Genomic DNA, 19,530 nt, shown 5'->3' on the forward strand with positions numbered 1-19,530 from the left:
TCCTACTCGACGGGGGTCTCGAACTTGGTGGTGCGCTGCATACCGGCTGCCCGGCCCTTGCCCGAGATGACCAGGGCCATCTTGCGACTGGCTTCGTCGATCATCTCGTCGCCGAGCATCGCGGAGCCCTTCTTGCCGCCCGCCTCGGACGTGTAGTAGTCGTACGCGTCCAGGATCAGCTCGGCGTGGTCGTAGTCCTCCTGGGAGGGCGAGAAGATCTCGTTGGACGCCTCGACCTGGCCCGGGTGCAGCACCCACTTGCCGTCGAAGCCGAGGGCGGCGGCGCGCTGGGCGACCGCGCGGTAGCCGTCGATGTTGCGGATCTGGAGGTAGGGCCCGTCGATCGCCTGGAGGTTGTTGGCGCGGGCGGCCATCAGGATCTTCATCAGGATGTAGTGGTACGCGTCCGCCGGGTAGCCGGGCGGCTGCTCACCCACGACCAGGGACTTCATGTTGATGGACGCCATGAAGTCGGCCGGGCCGAAGATGATGGTCTCCACCCGCGGCGAGGCCTGGGCGATCGCGTTCACGTTGTTGAGGCCCTGGGCGTTCTCGATCTGCGCCTCGATGCCGATCTTGCCGACCTCGAAGCCCATGGTCTTCTCGATCTGCGTCAGCAGCAGGTCCAGGGCGACGACCTGCTCGGCGCTCTGGACCTTCGGCAGCATGATGCAGTCGAGGTTCTGCCCCGCGCCCTCGACGACCGTCATGACATCGCGGTACGTCCAGTGGGTAGTCCAGTCGTTCACCCGTACGACACGCGTCTTGCCGGTCCAGTCACCCTCGTTCAGGAACTTCACGATGGTGTGCCGGGCCTCGGGCTTGGCCAGCGGCGCGCAGGCGTCCTCCAGGTCCAGGAAGACCTGGTCGGCCGGCAGCCCCTGGGCCTTCTCCAGGAAGCGCGGGTTCGAACCGGGGACCGCGAGGCAGGAGCGTCGCGGACGGAGCCGGTCGACCGTCGGGAGCTGCGCGGCGGAGCCGCTCCCCGCAAGGGCGGTGGTGGGAGACGGGTGGGCGGTCATGCGGGGACCTCCAGGGGGTCGAGCTTGTTCGCTTTCCGGATCTCGTCGACGATACGTCCGATGATCTCGGTGATACCGAAGTCCTTCGGTGTGAAGACGGCGGCCACACCCGCGCGCTTCAGATCCTCGGCGTCGCTGTTCGGGATGATCCCGCCCACGATCACCGGGATGTCGGACGCGCCGGCCTCGCGCAGGCGCCGCAGTACGTCGGGCACCAGCTCGGCGTGCGAGCCGGAAAGGATCGACAGACCCACGCAGTGCACGTCCTCCGCCAGCGCGGCGTCGACGATCTGCTCGGGGGTCAGCCGGATGCCCTGGTAGACCACCTCGAAGCCCGCGTCACGCGCGCGCACGGCGATCTGCTCGGCACCGTTGGAGTGGCCGTCCAGTCCCGGTTTCCCGACCAGCAGCCGCAGCCGTCCCGCGCCCATCTCGTCGGCGGTGCGGGACACCTTCTCGCGGACGACGGCCAGTGGGGTGCCCTCCTCGGCGGTCACCGCGACCGGTGCGGACGAGACGCCCGTCGGGGCGCGGAACTCGCCGAAGACGTCCCGCAGCGCCCAGGCCCACTCGCCGGTGGTGACGCCCGCGCGGGCGCACTCCACGGTGGCGGCCATCAGGTTGGTGTCACCGGCGGCCGCCGCCTTCAGCCCTGCTAGGGCCTCCTGAGCGCGGTTCTCGTCGCGGTCGTCGCGCCACTCGTGGAGCTTGGCGACGACCCGCGCCTCGTTCGCCGGGTCCACCGTCATGATCGCGGTGTCGAGGTCCGAGGTCAGCGGGTTGGGCTCGGTGGTCTCGAAGATGTTGACCCCGACGATCTTCTCCTCGCCGCCCTCGATCCTGGCTCGCCGCTCGGCGTGCGAGGACACCAGCTGTGACTTGAGGTAGCCGGACTCGACGGCAGCCATCGCGCCGCCCATCTCCTGGATGCGGTCGATCTCCGCGAGCGACTCCGCGACCAGGGTGTCCACCTTGGCCTCGATGACATGCGAGCCCGCGAAGATGTCCTCGTACTCCAGCAGGTCGCTCTCGTGCGCGAGTACCTGCTGGATGCGCAGCGACCACTGCTGGTCCCAGGGCCTGGGCAGGCCCAGGGCCTCGTTCCAGGCCGGAAGCTGCACGGCGCGGGCACGGGCGTCCTTGGAGAGGGTCACCGCCAGCATCTCCAGCACGATGCGCTGGACGTTGTTCTCCGGCTGCGCCTCGGTCAGCCCGAGCGAGTTGACCTGGACGCCGTAGCGGAAGCGGCGCTGCTTCGGATTCTCGATTCCGTAGCGCTCGCTGGTGACCTTCTCCCAGATGCGCCCGAAGGCGCGCATCTTGCACATCTCCTCGATGAAGCGGACTCCCGCGTTCACGAAGAAGGAGATACGGGCGACGACATCACCGAACTTCTCCTGCGGCACCTGTCCTGAGTCGCGCACCGCGTCCAGCACGGCTATCGCGGTGGACATCGCGTACGCGATCTCCTGGACAGGGGTGGCTCCCGCCTCCTGGAGGTGGTAGCTGCAGATGTTGATCGGGTTCCACTTGGGGATGTTCGCCACCGTGTAGGTGATCATGTCGGTGGTGAGACGCAGCGAGGGCCCGGGCGGGAAGACATGTGTCCCGCGCGACAGGTACTCCTTGACGATGTCGTTCTGCGTCGTCCCCTGGAGCTTGGTGATGTCGGCGCCCTGCTCCTCGGCGACCACCTGGTAGAGCGCCAGCAGCCACATGGCGGTGGCGTTGATGGTCATCGAGGTGTTCATCTGCTCCAGGGGGATGTCCTGGAACAGCCTCCGCATGTCACCGAGGTGCGAGACCGGGACCCCGACCCGGCCGACCTCGCCGCGGGCGAGGATGTGGTCGGGGTCGTAGCCGGTCTGGGTCGGCAGGTCGAACGCGACCGACAGACCGGTCTGGCCCTTGGCCAGGTTGCGCCGGTACAGCTCGTTGGACGCCTCGGCCGTGGAGTGGCCGGCGTACGTCCGCATGAGCCACGGCCGGTCCTTCGGCTGCCGCCCGTTGGCGATCTGACGCTCTGTCATCTGATGGACCTCTGGCTCGCTCAGATGTTCCGGAAGCGGTTGATGGCGTCGATGTGCTTGGCGCGCATCTCCTCGTCGCGCACGCCCAGGCCCTCCTCGGGGGCCAGGCACAGCACGCCGACCTTGCCCTGGTGCACGTTGCGGTGCACGTCGTGGGCGGCCTGGCCGGTCTCTTCGAGGCGGTAGGTCTTCGAGAGGGTGGGGTGGATCTTGCCCTTGGAGATCAGGCGGTTGGCCTCCCACGCCTCGCGGTAGTTCGCGAAGTGCGAGCCGATGATGCGCTTCAGCGACATCCACAGGTAGCGGTTGTCGTACTCGTGCATGTAGCCCGAGGTCGAGGCGCAGGTGGTGATGGTGCCGCCCTTGCGGGTGACGTACACGGAGGCGCCGAAGGTCTCGCGGCCCGGGTGCTCGAAGACGATGTCGATGTCCTCGCCGCCGGTGAACTCACGGATGCGCTTGCCGAAGCGCTTCCATTCCTTCGGGTCCTGAGTGCGCTCGTCCTTCCAGAACTTGTAGTCCTCGGCGTTGCGGTCGATGATCGCCTCGGCGCCCATCGAGCGGCAGATGTCCGCCTTCTGCTCGCTGGAGACGACGCAGATCGGGTTGGCGCCGCCGGCCAGCGCGAACTGGGTGGCGTAGGAGCCCAGGCCGCCGCTGGCGCCCCAGATCAGCACATTGTCGCCCTGCTTCATGCCCGCGCCGTTCTGCGAGACGAGCTGGCGGTAGGCGGTGGAGTTCACCAGGCCGGGCGCCGCCGCCTCCTCCCAGCTCAGGTGCTTGGGCTTGGGCATCAGCTGGTTGGACTTCACCAGGGCGATCTCGGCGAGGCCGCCGAAGTTGGTCTCGAAGCCCCAGATTCGCTGCTCGGGGTCGAGCATCGTGTCGTTGTGGCCGTCCGAGGACTCCAACTCGACGGAGAGGCAGTGCGCGACGACCTCGTCGCCGGCGTTCCAGGCGTTCACGCCGGGGCCGGTGCGCAGCACGACGCCCGCGAGGTCGGAGCCGATGACGTGGTACGGCAGGTCGTGTCGCTTGGTGAGCTCCGAGAGGCGTCCGTAGCGCTCCAGGAAGTTGAAGGTCGAAACCGGCTCGAAGATCGAGGTCCACACCGAGTTGTAGTTGACGGAGCTGGCCATCACGGCGACGAGTGCTTCACCGGGGCCGAGCTCGGGAAGCGGGACCTCGTCCAGGTGCAGGGACTTGCGCGGGTCCTTCTCGCGTGTGGTGAGGCCCGCGAACATCTCGGCCTCGTCCTTGTGCACGGTCACCGCTCGGTACGACTCGGGGAGCGGGAGTGCGGCGAAGTCGGCGGACGTGGTGTCCTGCGACTGGATCGCGTCCAGGATTTCCTTCACGGTGATGCCTCCAGGGGGTCCGCCCGGCGGGAGTCCGGGGGAGGAACGCTCAGGCGAACGCTGAGAACGCTGAGGGGGAACGTCGGGGCTTGCTGCTGTGGAGGTGTGCCGTCGGTTCGGCGGGTGTGGTGCTCGGCGGCGCTTGTGGGCGCGTGAGGTGCCTGTGACGCAGGCGTCCGGGCGCGCGAGCCGGGTGGCTTGCGGGGACAGCCGACGTACGACAGTTGTCTGTACGCCGGCCGCCCGGACAACATCAACGTATGGCACCCCGTGCCAGGCCGCAAGACACTGCGTGCCAAGAATTTCACTCAGATGCAATCCGGCGATTACATATGAGCGATGATCGATCGAATCGGGGCCCTGAACAGGGAAAACGGCCGCCCCGAAGGGCAGCCGTCACCGTGTGCATTCGTGAAAACTCGTGTGGTGAACCTCTCGGTGTCCCGCGTTTCGTGTCTTTCGCGGACCTGCCTCAGCGCTTCTTGAGCGCCTGCTCGATGGTGCGCATCACCTCGGACAGCGGGGCGTCCGTGCGCGCCACCGCCACCAGCACCTCGCCACCCGCAGCCTGCACCTGGGCCGCTGCCGTGGGCGCCCGATCGGATTCGGTGCCCGTGCCTGTGCCCGTGCCGATGCCCGTGCTCGTGCGACCCGCTCCGATACCCGAACCGAAGGTCTCGCGGACGATGTCGAAGGCGTGGTCCAGCTGTGCTTCCACATCGCCCTGACCGCCCGCCCGCAGCCAGCGGCGCAGCACGTGGTTGTGCGCCGTCACGACGGCGGACGCGGCCACCTCGGCCAGCAGCGGGTCGTCATTGCCCGTGTGATGGTCCCGCTCGTCGAAGTGCCCTAGCAGGTACCGGGTGAACAGGCGCTCGTAGCGGGCCACCGAGGCGATCTCACGCTCCCGGAGGGTGGGCACCTCCCGCGTGAGGCGGTAGCGCTCCACGGAGACCGCAGGCGAGGAGGCGTACATCTTCATGACTTCCTTGATGCCGCGGCACACGGTGTCCAGCGGATGCTCGTGCGGTGGTGCGGCATTGAGCACCGCCTCCGCGCGCACCAGGGTGTCGTCATGATCCGGGAAGATCGCCTCTTCCTTGGAGCGGAAGTGCCGGAAGAAGGTCCGCCGCGCGACCCCGGCCGTCGCGGCGATCTCGTCGACCGTCGTCGCCTCGTACCCCTTCGTGGCGAACAATTCCATGGCCGCCGCGGCCAGTTCCCGCCGCATCTTGAGGCGCTGGGCGGCGGCGCGGCTGCCGGCGGCGCTTTCCGGGGCGTCGGGTGCGGAGGCGGCGGACCTGGAAGGCCGTCGGGGGGCGTCAGCGGGCTGGGACATGATCTGAACGTACTGCATCCGCTCGGGGGGCCGCTCCTGCGGGGACGAGCCGCCCGTGCCGTCGAGCAGCCCGCCCCAGCCCGCCCCCTGTGCCCGGCCGGAATCAGCGCCGGGCATATTCGCGGAAGCCGCGACCCGTCTTGCGGCCCAGGCAGCCCGCGGCCACCAGGTGCTCCAGCAGCGGAGCGGGCGCCAGACCCGGGTCGCGGAACTCGCGGTGCAGCACCTTCTCGATGGCGAGCGAGACATCGAGACCGACCACATCGAGCAGCTCGAAGGGGCCCATCGGGTAGCCGCCGCCGAGCTTCATCGCGGTGTCGATGTCGTCCAGGGTCGCGTAGTGCTCCTGCACCATCTTGATCGCGTTGTTGAGGTACGGGAACAGCAGTGCGTTGACGATGAACCCCGCACGGTCACCGCAGTCCACCGGGTGCTTCCTGATCCTCGCGGTGACCTCGCGCACGGTGGCGTGCACGTCGTCCGCGGTCAGCACTGTGCGGACGATCTCGACCAGCTTCATCGCCGGAGCCGGGTTGAAGAAGTGCATGCCCACGACATCCTGCGGACGCGAGGTCGCGCGCGCACAGGACACGACCGGCAGCGATGAGGTGGTGGTGGCCAGCACCGCGCCCGGCTTGCAGATCTTGTCGAGGGTGGCGAACAACTGCTGCTTGATCTCCAGGTCCTCGGCGACCGCCTCCAGGGCCAGATCGACCTCGGCGAAGGCGTCCAGCGAACCCGCCGGGGTGATCCGGGCCAGCGTCTCGTCCCGCACCTCGGCCGTCATCCGGCCCTTGTCGACGGAGCGCGAAAGCGACTTGGCGATACGCGCCTTGGCGGTCTCGGCCTTCTCCAGGCTGCGGGCGGCCAGCACCACGTCGTAGCCCGCCTTGGCGAACACCTCGGCGATACCGCTGGCCATGGTGCCGGAGCCGGCCACGCCGACCGAGCCCACCGGGCGCCCCGCGCCGGTCTCCGCCGCCTCCGGCGGTGTGAGTGCGTCCCGCACCACCGTGGCGCTGTCCGGCGCCTCGTAGGTGTAGAAGCCGCGGCCCGACTTGCGGCCGGTCAGGCCCGCCTCGCTGAGCTGCTTGAGGATGGGCGCCGGGGCGTGCAGCCGGTCGTGGGACTCGGCGTACATCGCGTCCAGGACGGTACGGGCCGTGTCGATGCCGATCAGGTCGAGCAGCGCCAACGGGCCCATCGGAAGGCCGCAGCCGAGCTTCATGGCGGCGTCGATGTCCTCGCGGGAGGCGTAGTTCGCCTCGTACATGGCGGCGGCCTGGTTGAGGTAGCCGAAGAGCAGTCCGTCGGCGACGAAGCCGGGCCGGTCGCCGACGGCGACAGGCTCCTTGCCCAGGTCGCGAGCGAGCGCGGTGACCGTATCGACGGCCTTCGGGGCGGTCAGCACCGATGAGACCACCTCGACCAGCTTCATCGCCGGGGCCGGGTTGAAGAAGTGCAGGCCGAGCACCCGCTCGGGGCGGGCCGAGTCGGCGGCGAGCCGGGTGACGGACAGGGCGTTGGTGCCGGTGGCGAGGATGGTCTCCGGACGGACGATGCCGTCCAGCTCGCGGAACACCTGCTGCTTGGTCTCGTAGTCCTCGTTGACGACCTCGATCACGAGATCCGCTTCGGCAGCCGCCTGGAGGTCCGAGAAGGTACGGAAGCGCGCGAGGACGTCGCGGCGCTCCTCCTCGGTGAGCCGCCCGCGTTCCACCGCTCGGGCCGTGGAGGCTTCGAGTGCGGCGACCGCGTGGCGGGCGGCTGCGTCGCTGATGTCGATGCCGATGACCTCGCGGCCCGAGCGGGCCAGCACCTCGGCGATGCCGGTGCCCATGGTGCCGAGACCGACGACGGCGATGGTCGAAAGGTATGCGGGAGAAGAGAGAGGGGTGTCCATCACGGGACTCCAGAAATGAGTGACGACTGAGGGAGAGCGCGTGTGTGCGGGAATTGCGAGAGGCGTGCCCGAACGCGCGGCGATGCGTGTCGTGGTGCCACCGCGACGGGCGCGGTGGAAGGAGACGGACCCTGTCCCGGGGTCACGCCGTACTGCCGAACCGACAACTCCCCACGCCGTCCGGCGCGGGATACCTCACGGTGGCTGCGTCACCAGGCCACCGGGAGTGGAACGGGGGGTACCCGCTCAGCTGAGCTTAACTGGCGGGTAACGAGCGCGCCAGTCCCCGAATGGGGCAAGCGATGTGATCTGCGCCGCCGCGGGCGAGCGGAGGGTACGCCCCGACCGTACGCGTTCCCGCTCGGCGATCTTCCCCGCGGGCCTACGCTGCTGCGCATGGACGCCGCTGACGACGCCGACCTCGCAGACCTGGCGCTGCGCACCCGGGCAGAACTGTCCGGACCGGCGGACGAGGAACTGCATCTGCTGCTGACCGCCGCCGACGCCACCGACGACCCCGACGCGCTGGCCGTCGTGCTGACCGAGCCGCGACACCCGTTATGGGCCCGCGAGATCGCGGCCTACCGCCTCGGCTGCGCAGGCGACCGACGGGCCTTCGAGTCACTCGTCCTGCTGCTCAACCACCGGGACCCGGAGCGCTGCGTGTGCTCGGCCCACGCCCTGAAACGGCTGGGTGACCCGCGTACCGCCTCGGCCGCCGCCGCGCTCGCCACCAACGAACTGCGCGTCGCCTACGCCCTCGTACCCGTACGCCTGCTCGCCGCGCTGCGGGCACCCGAGTCCGTTCCGGCGCTGATCACCGTGCTGAGCCGGAGGCTGACCCCCCGCGACCCGCACTGGCGGGTGGCGCTCGCCTGCATCGAGGGCCTGGGCGCGCTCGCGGACGAGCGCGCCAGGCCGGTGCTTGAAGCCGCCCGCGCCCACCCGCGGCTGTCCGCTGCCGCAGCGGCGGCACTCGGGCGGCTTCCCTGAACCGTACGCGGCTACCGAGCGGAGTCCGGGACGATCGCGAAAGCCTCGATCTCCATCAGCAACCGGGGATCGACCAGCGAGGCGACCTGCACGGCTGAGCTCGCCGGGAGCCGATCGGGATCGAGATGCAGGTCCCGGGCTTCGCGTACCGCGGGTAGGTACGCCGTGTCGGTCAGGAAGTACGTCAGCTTGACCACGTGCTCGAATCCGGCGCCGACCGAGGCGAGACAGCGGCGCAGATTCCCGAACACCTGCCGGGCCTGGGCGGCCGGGTCCCCCTCACCGACCAGTTCCCCCTTCTCGTCCAGGGCGATCTGGCCGGACACGGCCACGAAGCGGCCCGTCCCGGCGACCACGTGCGTATAGGCGGTGGCGGGGAACACCCCTTCAGGGGCGGGTACATGAGTCAGTCGGCTCTCCATCACCCCATCCTGGCGCACGCCCCGACGAGCCACGCGTCAAGTACCCGGCCCCGGGATTCCCGGACCGAGCAGACCGTGCAACGCACGGCTCGCCACATCCGTCCCGGAGGGATCCGCCGCGGCGGCCCCCTCCGCCGTTGTGTGCCTGTGGATTCGGATGTCATGGCAGCGGCTGACCCCGGCCGCGTAGGCGCCCCAGGCCCCGGCGGCTCGCTGCCATTCCGGCGGCGATGTCGATGGCGCGGGCGAGAGCGAGGGGGGACGGTGGGGCGCCGACCAGCGGAGGGCACCGGCGACCGTATCGCGGTCGGCGCCGGGGGCGGTCGCGGTGATCAGTTCGTGGACGGCCGCGGCAGGGATCACGGTCGTCGGTGGCGGGTCGCATCGAGCAGCACGGCAGGCCCTTGATCGCTTCGGCCTCGGATTTGGAGGGCCGTACGGGAGGTGATTGGCTTGGCCCACCTGACGGAACCGAGTGCTGGAGGAAGAGGCATGGCGCAGGTAGAGGCCACGACGGAGCGGATCATCGCGGCGGACGCGGAGGCCGTGTTCGGCGCGCTGGCCGACTACAAGGACACCCGCGCGAAGCTCCTGCCCGGGCATTTCAGCGAGTACCAGGTGCGCGAGGGCGGTGACGGGGCGGGCACCCTCGTGCACTGGAAGCTCCAGGCCACCAGCAAGCGTGTCCGTGACTGCCTGCTGGAGGTGACCGAGCCGAGCGAGGGGCAGCTGGTCGAGAAGGACCGAAATTCCTCCATGGTCACCACCTGGACGGTCACCCCGGCCGGTGAGGGTCGGGCCAAGGCAGTCGTGACGACCGTCTGGAACGGTGCGGGCGGCATCGGCGGATTCTTCGAGCGGACGTTCGCGCCGAAGGGGCTTGCCCGGATCTACGACGAGCTCCTCGCCAACCTCGCCACCGAGCTCGAGAAGTAGCCACGAAGTAGCGGAACCGTCCGAAGCGGCCGCAAGTAGCAGGCGCCACAATGAAGTTACCGGTCCGTCTGCCGTGCTTGAGCGTCACCGCTTCGGGTGGTTCTCCCCGCCGCCCTCCCTGGCGTCCGGCGCACCGGCTGCCAGGGAAAGCGCCTGATGAGCGCCGTCCGTGCGCCCTTGCGCGCCGGTCCCGGCCGCCCTTGACGCCCCACTACCCCGGCTTTCCCGGCTTGCCCCGACTTCGCGCGCGATGCGAAGAATGGCGCCGCGCAGCGCGACGAGGGGAGCAGTAGTGGGTGGGATCACGCTGGTGACGGGCGGCCGGAGCGGAGAGGCGGCGGGCGAAGTCCTGAACCACCCGATCTCCGGTCCGCAGCCGCTGCCGGAACGTGCCCATGGCGCACCGGGGGATCCGGCCGGCGGCGATCCGCGGGACACGGCCACCGCGGGCCTCAGCCCCCGCCGGATCCGGCTGGTGTTCTTCGGTCTGATGCTCGCGCTGCTGCTCGCCGCGCTTGAGCAGATGATCGTCGCCACAGCCCTGCCGAAGATCGTAGGGGAACTCCAGGGCCTCGACCGGATGTCCTGGTCGATCACCGCGTATCTGCTCACCGCCACCGTCGGGCTGCCGGTCTACGGCAAGCTCGGCGACCTCTACGGCCGCAAGGGCGTGTTCCAGTTCGCCATCCTGGTCTTCGTCATCGGCTCGGCGCTCGCCGGCTGGTCGCGCACCATGGATCAGCTCATCGCCTTCCGCGCGGTCCAGGGAATCGGGGCCGGCGGCCTGATGATCGGCGTGCAGGCGATCATCGCCGACATCGTCCCGGCCAGGGACCGCGGGCGCTACATGGGGCTGATCGGCGCCGCCTTCGGTATCGCCTCCGTGGCCGGCCCGTTGCTCGGCGGCTTCTTCACCGACCACGTCTCATGGCGCTGGTGCTTCTACATCAACGTGCCCTTCGGGCTGGTCACACTCGCTGTTGTCGCCATGGTGCTGAAGCTGCCGAAACCGGCGGCTCGGGCCCGCTTCGACGTGCTCGGCACGCTCATGCTCACCTGCGCCTCCACCTGTCTCGTACTGCTGACCAGTTGGGGTGGGACCGAGTACGCCTGGGGCTCACGGGTCATCGCGGGCCTCGCCGCCGGTGCGGTCGCGAGCGCCCTGCTCTTCCTTGTCGCCGAACGTTTCGCACCCGAACCGCTCATCCCGCTGCGGCTGTTCCGCGATCCCGTGTTCGCCGTCACCAGCTTGGCCGGGGCGGTCGTCGGCGTGGCGCTGTTCGGCGCCGCCAGCTATCTGCCCACATTCCTCCAGATGGTGGACGGCGCGAGCGCCACCGAGTCCGGGCTGCTGATGCTCCCGATGATGGGCGGCATCGTCGTGGCGTCCGTGGTGTCCGGACAGCTCATCAGCCGTACCGGGCGCTACAAGGTCTTCCCCGTGCTTGGCAGCGCGGTCTCGGCCGTCGGGATGTGGCTGCTGTCGCGACTGGACGTGGATACTCCCCGACTCGAACACTCCGTGTGGCAGGCCGTGCTCGGCATCGGGATCGGTCTGGTCCTGCCGGTGCTGATCGTGGCCGTGCAGAATGCCGTGCCGCCGGCCGATCTCGGCACCGCGACCAGCGCCAGCAACTACTTCCGACAGATCGGCGGAAGTGTGGGCGCCGCCGTCTTCGGCACCCTGTTCGCCGATCGGCTCGCCGACGCGCTGGCCGAGCGGTTCCCGGCCGGGACGGCGGCGGGAACCGGGGCTGCGGGCGGCGCCGGACTGCCCGACCCGGATTCGATCACACCGCAGCTCGTCCACGCGATGCCCGCCGCCGTGCGCGAGGGCTACGTCCAGGCCTACGCGGACGCGATGCCGCGGATCTTCCTCTATCTCGTGCCGGTGCTCGTCCTCGGCCTCGTCCTCGCCTTCTTCCTCAAGGAGCAACCGCTGGTGTCCCACAACGCCCCTACCGCCACCGAGCCGATGTCCGTACCGCACGCCCGCGGTACACACCGTCCCGCCGGGTCCGGCCCGGCCGCGCCGGCCTGCTCCGCGGGAGTCCCGGTGTGCGGCACCGTCCAGCACCACGACGGCAGCACAGTCCCACGTGCCGCACTCACCCTCATCGATGTGCACGGCAGGCAGATCGGGCGTGGTGGCAGCGGCGAGGACGGACGGTACGCGCTGAGCGTGCCCGGATCCGGCTCGTATGTGCTCATCGCCGCCGCCGGAGGCCACCAGCCCCAGGCCATGGCGGTCACGGTCGGCGAACGGCCGGTCGAACTCGATGTCGTCCTCGGAGGTGCGGGCCGGCTTGCGGGCACGGTCGTCACCGCCGACGGCACCCCGGTGCGCGATGCCGCCGTGACCCTCACCGATGTACGCGGTGAAGTGGTCGCCGGCACCCGCAGCGGACGGGAAGGCGGATATGTCATCGCCGAGTTGGTGGCGGGCGAGTACACCCTCGCGGCCAGCGCTCCGGCCTTCCGTCCCGCCGCGCTCCCTGTCAGCGTCCAGGCATCCCGTGAGACCCGCCAGGACATCGAACTCGCCGGAGGCGCCGTGCTGCGGGGTACGGTGCGGGCCGGCGACGGCAGGTCCGTCGAGGACGCGCGGGTGACCCTGCTGGATGCCGCCGCCAATGTCGTCGACACCCTCACCACCGGCCCCGACGGAACCTTCCGTTTCGTGGACCTGTCATCGGGCGAGTACACGGTGATCGCGGCCGGCTATCCGCCGGTGGCGACGGTGCTCCAGGTCGCGGGCGGCGGGCGCACCGAGCGCGATCTGCAACTGGGCCACGAGGACTGACGGTTCCCGCTCGCCGGTCCGACGCCGGTCACGCCGAGCGGGCGGCCGCCGGGTCCGTACGGGGTGCCGGCCGGGGCAAGCCGTAGTGCTCGCGCAGGGTCCTGCCCGTGTATGCGGTGCGGAACAGCCCCGGCGCTGGAGTTCCGGCACCACATGGTCGACGAAGTCGTCCAGCCCGCCCGGCAGGTGGGGCGGCATGATGTTGAGCTGGGCCAGTCCGTACTCCGGCACCTGGAGCTCGGTCAGCTCCGCTTCGGGCGCGCGAGCCTCCGCCTCTGTCGAGCCGATCACGGGGCAGGTGCCCGGCAGGATCCTGAGATCCTCCCTGCTCCGGCCGTAGCGGGTGAGCCTGGACAGCCTCCGACCGGATGGAGCCGGATGGAGCCGGATGGAGCCGGACGGAGCGGAGAGCGGACCGGCACCGGCAGCGCCGGTCGCGCGGCTACCGGCGAATTCATGCCGACGCGATACCCCGGTCATGGCCGGAAACAGCGGGAGCACCTCACCGGAATCAGCCGCACCGTCGGTGTCCGTGCGAGGTGCGGCAGGGGGTCCGTGGGCGCCGTCCTCGCCCAGTCCTACGGTTCTGCGGGCGGCGGATCGGGCGCGGGGGGCGGACTCCGCATGGGGTGCGGCCCGATTACGGGGGGTGCACTGGCCAAGGACTGTGACCCCTGGAGCGGATGGGGAGTGAACGCGAGTACGAACCACCCCTGCGGGATGGCTGAGGCTGCGACGCGCCGGGTAGGCAGTGGCGGTACGGGTGAACGGCCGGTGCCGGGCGACAATGCGCGGGAGAACGGCACGAACGATGGAGCGGCGGAGCCGTGGAGCGGAGATGCCAGTGAAGATCCTGATCAGCGCCGACATGGAGGGCGCCACGGGTGTCACCTGGCCCGGTGACGTACTGCCCGGCACCCCCCAGTGGGAGCGCTGCCGTCCGCTGTTCACCTCCGATGTGAACGCCGCCGTGCTCGGCTTCCTCGACGGCGGCGCCGACCAGGTGGTCATCAACGAGGCGCACTGGAGCATGCGCAATCTTCTGCTGGAACTGCTGGACGAACGGGCGGAGTTGCTGACCGGGCGACACAAGACGCTGTCGATGGTGGAAGGTGTGCAGCACGGCGACGTCGACGGTGTCGCCTTCGTCGGCTATCACACGGGAGCGGGCACCCAGGGCGTCTTGGCCCACACCTACCTCGCCAACTCGATCACAGGTGTCTGGCTGAACGGCGACCGCGCCGGTGAGGGACTGCTCAACGCCCGTGTCGCCGCCGAATACGGCGTGCCGGTCGTTCTCGTCACCGGCGACGACCTGACCTGCGAGGACGCGCTCGGGTACGCACCCGAGGCGCAGGCGGTCGCCGTCAAGGACCATGTCTCGCGCTACGCCGCCGTATGCCGTACACCCTCCCGAACCGCCGCCGAGATCCGCGCCGCGGCCAAGGCGGCCACCGCGCTCGCCGTGCGCCACGAGCCTGTGCGGGGCGGGCCGTTCACCGTGGAAGTCGAGTTCGACGCCGAGCATCTCGCGGGTGCCGCGACGGTCGTGCCATCGGTGGCGCTGAGCGGTGAGCGCCGCATCACGTATACAAGCGTGACGATGTATGAAGCCATTCGCACGTTCAAGGCGGTCACGACGATCGTCTCGGCCGCGGTGGAGGAGCAGTATGGCTGATGTGAGACCCCAGGAGCCGGGAATCGCGCACATGAGCACCGGCGGATACGAAAGCGGCGATGTCAGCAGTGGTGTCGACGATCTCGCGCTCGATGAGGTGGTCGCCTTCACCTCGGAACTGATCCCCATCGACACCAGCAACCGCGGCGGCGGGGACTGCCGCGAGCGTCCCGCCGCCGAGTACGTCGCCGAGCGGCTCGCCGGCGCGGGCCTGGAACCGCTGCTGCTGGAGCGTACGGCCGGCCGGACGAACGTGGTGGCGCGGATCGAGGGCACGGACCCGTCAGCGGACGCGCTGCTGGTGCACGGTCATCTCGACGTCGTACCCGCCGATCCCGCGGAGTGGACCGTGCACCCCTTCTCCGGTGAGGTCCGCGACGGTGTCGTGTGGGGGCGCGGCGCCGTCGACATGAAGAACATGGACGCCATGGTCCTCGCGGTGGTTCGTGCCTGGCGTCGCACGGGCGCCCGGCCGCGCCGCGACATCGTCATCGCGTACACGGCGGACGAGGAGGCGAGTGCCGAGGACGGCGCGGGCTTCCTCGCCGACCACCACCCCGAGCTGTTCGAAGGCTGTACCGAAGGCATCAGCGAGACAGGGGCTTTCAGCTTCCACGCCTCACCAGGTGTGATGCTCTACCCCATCGGGGCGGGCGAGCGTGGCACCGCCTGGTTGAAGCTGACCGCCCAAGGCAGGGCGGGCCACGGCTCCAAGGTCAACCGGACCAACGCGGTGACCAGGCTTGCCTCGGCCATCACCCGGATCGGGGAGTACGAGTGGCCGGTGCGGCTCACTCCCACGGTGCGTGCGGCCCTGTCCGAGCTCGCCGCCGTGCACGGGATCGCCCCGGACCTGGACGCCGCCGATCCCGAGGTGGACGCGTTGCTGGCCAAGCTCGGCAGGGCGGCCCAGCTCGTCGAACCGGTCATCCGCAACAGCACCAACCCGACCATGCTGGAAGCCGGTTACAAGGTCAACGTGATCCCGGGACAAGCCGTCGCCTATGTCGACGGGCGTGTGCTGGCCGGCACCGAGGACGAGTTCCGTGAGACGCTCGACCGTCTCACGGGCCCCTGTGTGGACTGGGAGTACATCCACCGGGAGGTGGCAATCCAAGCGCCTGTCGACTCTCCGACCTTCGCCCGGCTGCGCTCCGCGATCAAGGCGTTCGACCCCGGCGCGCACGTCGTGCCGTACTGCACCTCCGGCGGCACCGACGCCAAGCAGTTCTCCCGGCTCGGCATCACCGGCTACGGCTTCTCGCCGCTGAGACTGCCCGAAGGTTACGACTACGGTGCGATGTTCCACGGTGTCGACGAGCGTGTCCCCGTCGACGCACTGCACTTCGGTGTTCGCGTACTCGACCGCTATCTCAAGTCCGCTTAGGGGGATGGGGAATGGTACCCACGGGGGCCTACGGGACCTGGCCGTCGCCGATCGACGCCGCGCTCGCCGCCTCGAACGACGGGCGGCCCGAATTCGTCGGCGCGGTGGGGGACGAGGTGTGGTGGACGGCGCCGCGGCCCACCGAGGACGGCCGCCGTACCCTGGTGAGACGCAGACCCGACGGCACCGAGGAAACGGTCCTTCCCGTTCCGTGGAACGTACGCAGCCGGGTGATGGAGTACGGTGGCATGCCCTGGGCCGGGGTGCCAAGTGCGGATGGCGGCCCCCTCGTCGTGTTCGTCCACCACGACGACCAGCGCCTCTACGCCTACGAGCCCGACGCGGGCACACGGCCGCGACCGCTCACCCCGGTGTCGGACGTGGGCGACGGGCTGCGCTGGGCCGATCCCGTGATCCACTCCGATCGCGGTGAAGTCTGGTGCGTGCTTGAGGAGTTCACGGGCGAGGCCCCCACCGATGTACGCCGGGTGATCACCGCCGTACCGCTCGACGGTTCGGCGGCGGATGACCGAACCGCCGTACGGGAGCTGACGGACGACCGGCACCGCTTCGTCACCGGACCCCGGCTGTCACCCGACGGGCGGCGCGTCGCCTGGATCGCGTGGGACCACCCGCGGATGCCCTGGGAAGGCACCCAGGTGATGCTCGGCGAGGTCGCGGGCACAGACCCCTTCCGCGCGGTTCGCCAGGTCGCCGGCGGTGCTGACGAGTCGGTCGCCCAGGTCGACTGGAGCAGGGACGGCTCACTGCTCTATGTGTCGGACGCGGGCGGCTGGTGGGAGCCGTACGCCATCCGGGCCGGGGACCTCGACGGACGCGGCGCCGTCGCCACGGCACTGTGCCCAGGCCGCGGCGAGGAGTTCGGCGGGCCGCTGTGGAAGCTCGGCCTCAGCTGGTTCCAGCCGCTGGAGAACGGGCTCGTCGCCGCGATCCACGGCAAGGGCGCGACCTCGCTGGGCATACTCGATCCCGAGACCGGCCAACTCGTCGACACCGCGGGCCCCTGGACCGAGTGGACGCCGACGCTCGCCACACACGGCACCCGCGTGGTCGGCGTCGCGGCGAGCCCGCGCAGCGGCTACGAGATCGTGGAGCTCGACATCCGCACCGGCCGGGCACGCGTCATCGGCGCGGCACATGACGACCGGGTGGACCCCGCCTACTACCCCGAGCCGCAGATCCGGGTCTTCACCGGGCCCGAGAACCGCGAGATCCACGCCCATGTCTATCCGCCCCACAGCCCGGACCGTGTCGCGCCCGACGACGAACTCCCGCCGTACGTGGTATGGGCGCACGGCGGACCGACGGGGCGGTCCCCGCTCGTCCTCGACCTGGAGATCGCCTACTTCACCTCACGGGGCATCGGCGTCGCCGAGGTCAACTACGGAGGCTCCACCGGCTACGGCCGCGAATACCGCGAGCGGTTGCGCGAACAGTGGGGCGTGGTCGACGTCGAGGACTGCGCCGCGGTCGCCGAAGCGCTGGCCGCCGAGGGCACGGCCGACCCGGACCGGCTGGCGATCCGGGGCGGCAGCGCGGGCGGCTGGACCGCCGCGGTTTCCCTCACCAGCACAGGCGTCTACGCCTGCGGAGCCATCCGCTACCCGGTACTGGACCTGCTCGGATGGGCCGGTGACGGCACGCACGACTTCGAGTCCCGCTACCTGGATTCGCTGATCGGGCCGCTCGACGAGATGCCAGGCCGCTACCGTGAACGGTCTCCGCTGGAACACATCGACCGCATCGACGTACCCCTGCTGCTGCTCCAAGGCTTGGACGACCCCATCTGCCCGCCCGCGCAGAGCGAGCGCTTCATCGCCCTGCTCGCGGCGAGGGGAACACCCCATGCCTATCTCGCCTTCGAGGGCGAGAGCCACGGCTTCCGGCGAGCGCAGACGCTCATCCGCGCCCTTGAGGCAGAGCTGTCCCTGTACGCGCAGACCTTCGGCACCCCGCGTGGGGACGTCCCGGTGCTCGGGCTGGAGAAGTGAACGAGGAGCGTGCGGGCGCGGCGACACGGGCCCTCGCCAGGCCCACGCGGCTGCGCCCGGGCGACCGGGTCGCCATCGCCGCTCCCAGCGGCCCCGTACCGGCGGATCGGCTGGACAAGGGCCTTCACGATCCTGCGCGGCCGGGACCTGGAACCGGTCGTACTGCCGCACGTCCTCGACGTGCACCAGCGGTTGCGGTACCTCGCGGGTGACGACGCGGCGCGGGCCCGGGACACCGGGGAGGAGCCATACCCATCGTCCCGGTCCCGCCACCGTGGCGCCGGCCTCGGGCCGGCGCCCGCATGGGGGGTGACGTGACAGCGGTACCGAGCGCTCGGCCGAGCAGCTCGGCGGTCCGGCTCACCGGGTCAGCGACTCAGCGCGGCGTAACCGGGCCGGATCACCGATTCGATGATGCGGCGGCGCTCCGGGAGCGGCAGGAAGGCCGACTCGACGGCGGCGACCGTGAACTGCTCGAAGACCTCAGGACCGTAGCCGAACGCGTCCGCCATGTGCTGGAATTCGCGGCTCATCGTGGTACCTGAGACCAGGCGGTTGTCCGTGTTGAGCGTGACCCGGAAGCCGAGCCGGCGAAGCAGGTCGATCGGGTGCGTGGCGTAGTCCTTCGCGGCACCGGTCTGGAGGTTCGAGGTCGGGCAGACCTCAAGCGTGATCCCGTTGTCGCGGACGTACGCCGCGAGGTGGCCGAGGACGGCCGTGCCGTCGTCGGCCACCTGGATGTCGTCCGTGATCCGGACACCGTGGCCGATCCGCTCGGCGCCGCAGACCTGGACCGCCTCGTGGATGGACTCGGCGCCTACGGCCTCACCCGCGTGGATGGTGAAGTGGCAGTTGTGCCGCTTCAGGTGCTGGAAGGCGGCAAGGTGGTTGGCCGGGGGGTTGCCGATCTCGCCGCCGGCGATGTCGAAGCCCGCCACCCCGCGGTCCCGGTGGGCCACCGTGAGCTCGGCTATCTCCAAGGAGCGCTGGGTGTGACGCATACCGGTCAGCAGCGCGCGGACGGTGATCCTGCCACCCGTACGGCGCTCGCCCTCGCGGAAGCCCTCGTTGACCGCGTCGACGACCTCGTCCAGGCTCAGTCCGCGCTCCTGGTGCTGCTCCGGGGCGTAGCGCACTTCGGCGTAGACGACTCCGTCGGCTGCCAGGTCCTCGGCGCATTCGGCGGCGATCCGGAACAGCGCTTCGCGGGTCTGCATGACCGCGCAGGTGTGGGCGAAGGTCTCCAGATAGCGCTCCAGCGAACCGGAGTCCGCGGCGTCGCGGAACCAGACGGCGAGGGCATCGGGGTCCTCGGACGGGAGGTCGCCGTAGCCGCACTCGCGAGCCAGCTCGATGATCGTGGCGGGACGCAGACCACCGTCGAGGTGGTCGTGCAGGACGGCCTTGGGAGCGCGGACGATCCAGTCGGCGACAGAGGCGAGGCGGGTGGCGGGGTCGGCCGCCGAGTTGTCAGACAAGTGCATGCAGCGGGAGTGTACGGCACCCAGGCTCCCGGCGCCCTACACGGTCCGTAGGGCGGGGCGGCTCGGCCCGCGCCCCGCTGCCGGGTGGGCACAGCGGTGGCCGGTCCGAGCGCATGGACCGCACGGGCCTGGGTGGAGGCCGCACCGGCCGGGGCAGGTCATC

General features: G+C 70.1%; 13 protein-coding genes and 2 pseudogenes. 7 read left to right on the forward strand and 8 right to left on the reverse strand.

Features of this window, described 5'->3' with window-relative positions; genetic code table 11:
* Positions 1–2 precede the first annotated feature (2 nt).
* From V1460_RS13635 to V1460_RS13655, 5 genes are all read right to left on the reverse strand, one after another.
* Positions 3–1,022: a CoA ester lyase gene (locus V1460_RS13635; protein WP_338673993.1), complete on the reverse strand. Its 1,020-nt coding sequence runs from the start codon at positions 1,020–1,022 to the stop codon at positions 3–5.
* Entirely contained in the window at positions 1,019–3,052 is a 2,034-nt protein-coding gene (locus tag V1460_RS13640; RefSeq protein ID WP_338673994.1) for a protein meaA, read from the reverse strand. Before V1460_RS13640 ends, V1460_RS13635 begins: the two co-directional genes overlap by 4 nt.
* 20 nt (positions 3,053–3,072) lie before the next feature.
* Positions 3,073–4,410 carry a crotonyl-CoA carboxylase/reductase gene (gene ccrA / locus V1460_RS13645; RefSeq protein ID WP_338673995.1) on the reverse strand — a complete coding sequence of 446 codons (1,338 nt, stop codon included), beginning with the start codon at positions 4,408–4,410 and terminating at the stop codon, positions 3,073–3,075.
* A 472-nt stretch (positions 4,411–4,882) separates the two neighbouring features.
* The gene (locus V1460_RS13650) at positions 4,883–5,749 is read right to left on the reverse strand and encodes a TetR family transcriptional regulator (protein WP_338678033.1); all 867 of its coding nucleotides are present in this window, start codon (positions 5,747–5,749) and stop codon (positions 4,883–4,885) included.
* A gap of 103 nt (positions 5,750–5,852) precedes the next feature.
* Positions 5,853–7,652 carry a 3-hydroxybutyryl-CoA dehydrogenase gene (locus V1460_RS13655; protein WP_338673996.1) on the reverse strand — a complete coding sequence of 600 codons (1,800 nt, stop codon included), beginning with the start codon at positions 7,650–7,652 and terminating at the stop codon, positions 5,853–5,855.
* Positions 7,653–8,048: 396 nt separating this feature from the next.
* Between V1460_RS13655 and V1460_RS13660 the strand changes: the two genes are divergently transcribed.
* Positions 8,049–8,645, forward strand: coding sequence for a HEAT repeat domain-containing protein (locus V1460_RS13660; RefSeq protein WP_338673997.1), 597 nt, complete (start codon positions 8,049–8,051; stop codon positions 8,643–8,645).
* Between the two features lie 11 nt (positions 8,646–8,656).
* Here V1460_RS13660 and V1460_RS13665 read toward each other — a convergent pair whose 3' ends face one another.
* Positions 8,657–9,067, reverse strand: a complete 411-nt coding sequence (locus V1460_RS13665; RefSeq protein ID WP_338673998.1) for a RidA family protein — start codon at positions 9,065–9,067, stop codon at positions 8,657–8,659.
* 492 nt (positions 9,068–9,559) lie between these two features.
* Between V1460_RS13665 and V1460_RS13670 the strand changes: the two genes are divergently transcribed.
* Both V1460_RS13670 and V1460_RS13675 read left to right on the forward strand, forming a co-directional pair.
* A complete protein-coding gene (locus V1460_RS13670; protein ID WP_338673999.1) occupies positions 9,560–10,003 on the forward strand; it encodes an SRPBCC family protein in 444 nt (147 codons plus the stop codon).
* Between the two features lie 292 nt (positions 10,004–10,295).
* Positions 10,296–12,806, forward strand: coding sequence for an MFS transporter (locus tag V1460_RS13675; RefSeq protein ID WP_407077449.1), 2,511 nt, complete (start codon positions 10,296–10,298; stop codon positions 12,804–12,806).
* A gap of 28 nt (positions 12,807–12,834) precedes the next feature.
* Here V1460_RS13675 and V1460_RS13680 read toward each other — a convergent pair.
* Positions 12,835–13,160: pseudogene (locus tag V1460_RS13680) on the reverse strand (LLM class flavin-dependent oxidoreductase); the annotation flags it as partial.
* Positions 13,161–13,650: 490 nt separating this feature from the next.
* Between V1460_RS13680 and V1460_RS13685 the strand changes: the two are divergent.
* The 4 genes and pseudogenes from V1460_RS13685 to V1460_RS13700 form a co-directional block, all read left to right on the forward strand.
* Positions 13,651–14,484, forward strand: a complete 834-nt coding sequence (locus tag V1460_RS13685) for a M55 family metallopeptidase (protein ID WP_338678036.1) — start codon at positions 13,651–13,653, stop codon at positions 14,482–14,484.
* A gap of 31 nt (positions 14,485–14,515) precedes the next feature.
* A complete protein-coding gene (locus V1460_RS13690; RefSeq protein WP_338678037.1) occupies positions 14,516–15,871 on the forward strand; it encodes a M20/M25/M40 family metallo-hydrolase in 1,356 nt (451 codons plus the stop codon).
* Positions 15,872–15,882: 11 nt separating this feature from the next.
* Positions 15,883–17,883: a prolyl oligopeptidase family serine peptidase gene (locus V1460_RS13695; RefSeq protein WP_338674000.1), complete on the forward strand. Its 2,001-nt coding sequence runs from the start codon at positions 15,883–15,885 to the stop codon at positions 17,881–17,883.
* A pseudogene (locus V1460_RS13700) lies at positions 17,880–18,117 on the forward strand (LD-carboxypeptidase); the annotation flags it as partial. The gene V1460_RS13695 and the pseudogene V1460_RS13700, both read left to right, overlap by 4 nt.
* 134 nt (positions 18,118–18,251) lie before the next feature.
* Here V1460_RS13700 and V1460_RS13705 read toward each other — a convergent pair.
* Positions 18,252–19,367, reverse strand: coding sequence for an adenosine deaminase (locus V1460_RS13705; RefSeq protein WP_338674001.1), 1,116 nt, complete (start codon positions 19,365–19,367; stop codon positions 18,252–18,254).
* Positions 19,368–19,530 lie beyond the last annotated feature (163 nt).

Source organism: Streptomyces sp. SCSIO 30461, from assembly GCF_037023745.1.
In the GTDB taxonomy this organism is placed as follows: Bacteria; Actinomycetota; Actinomycetes; order Streptomycetales; family Streptomycetaceae; genus Streptomyces.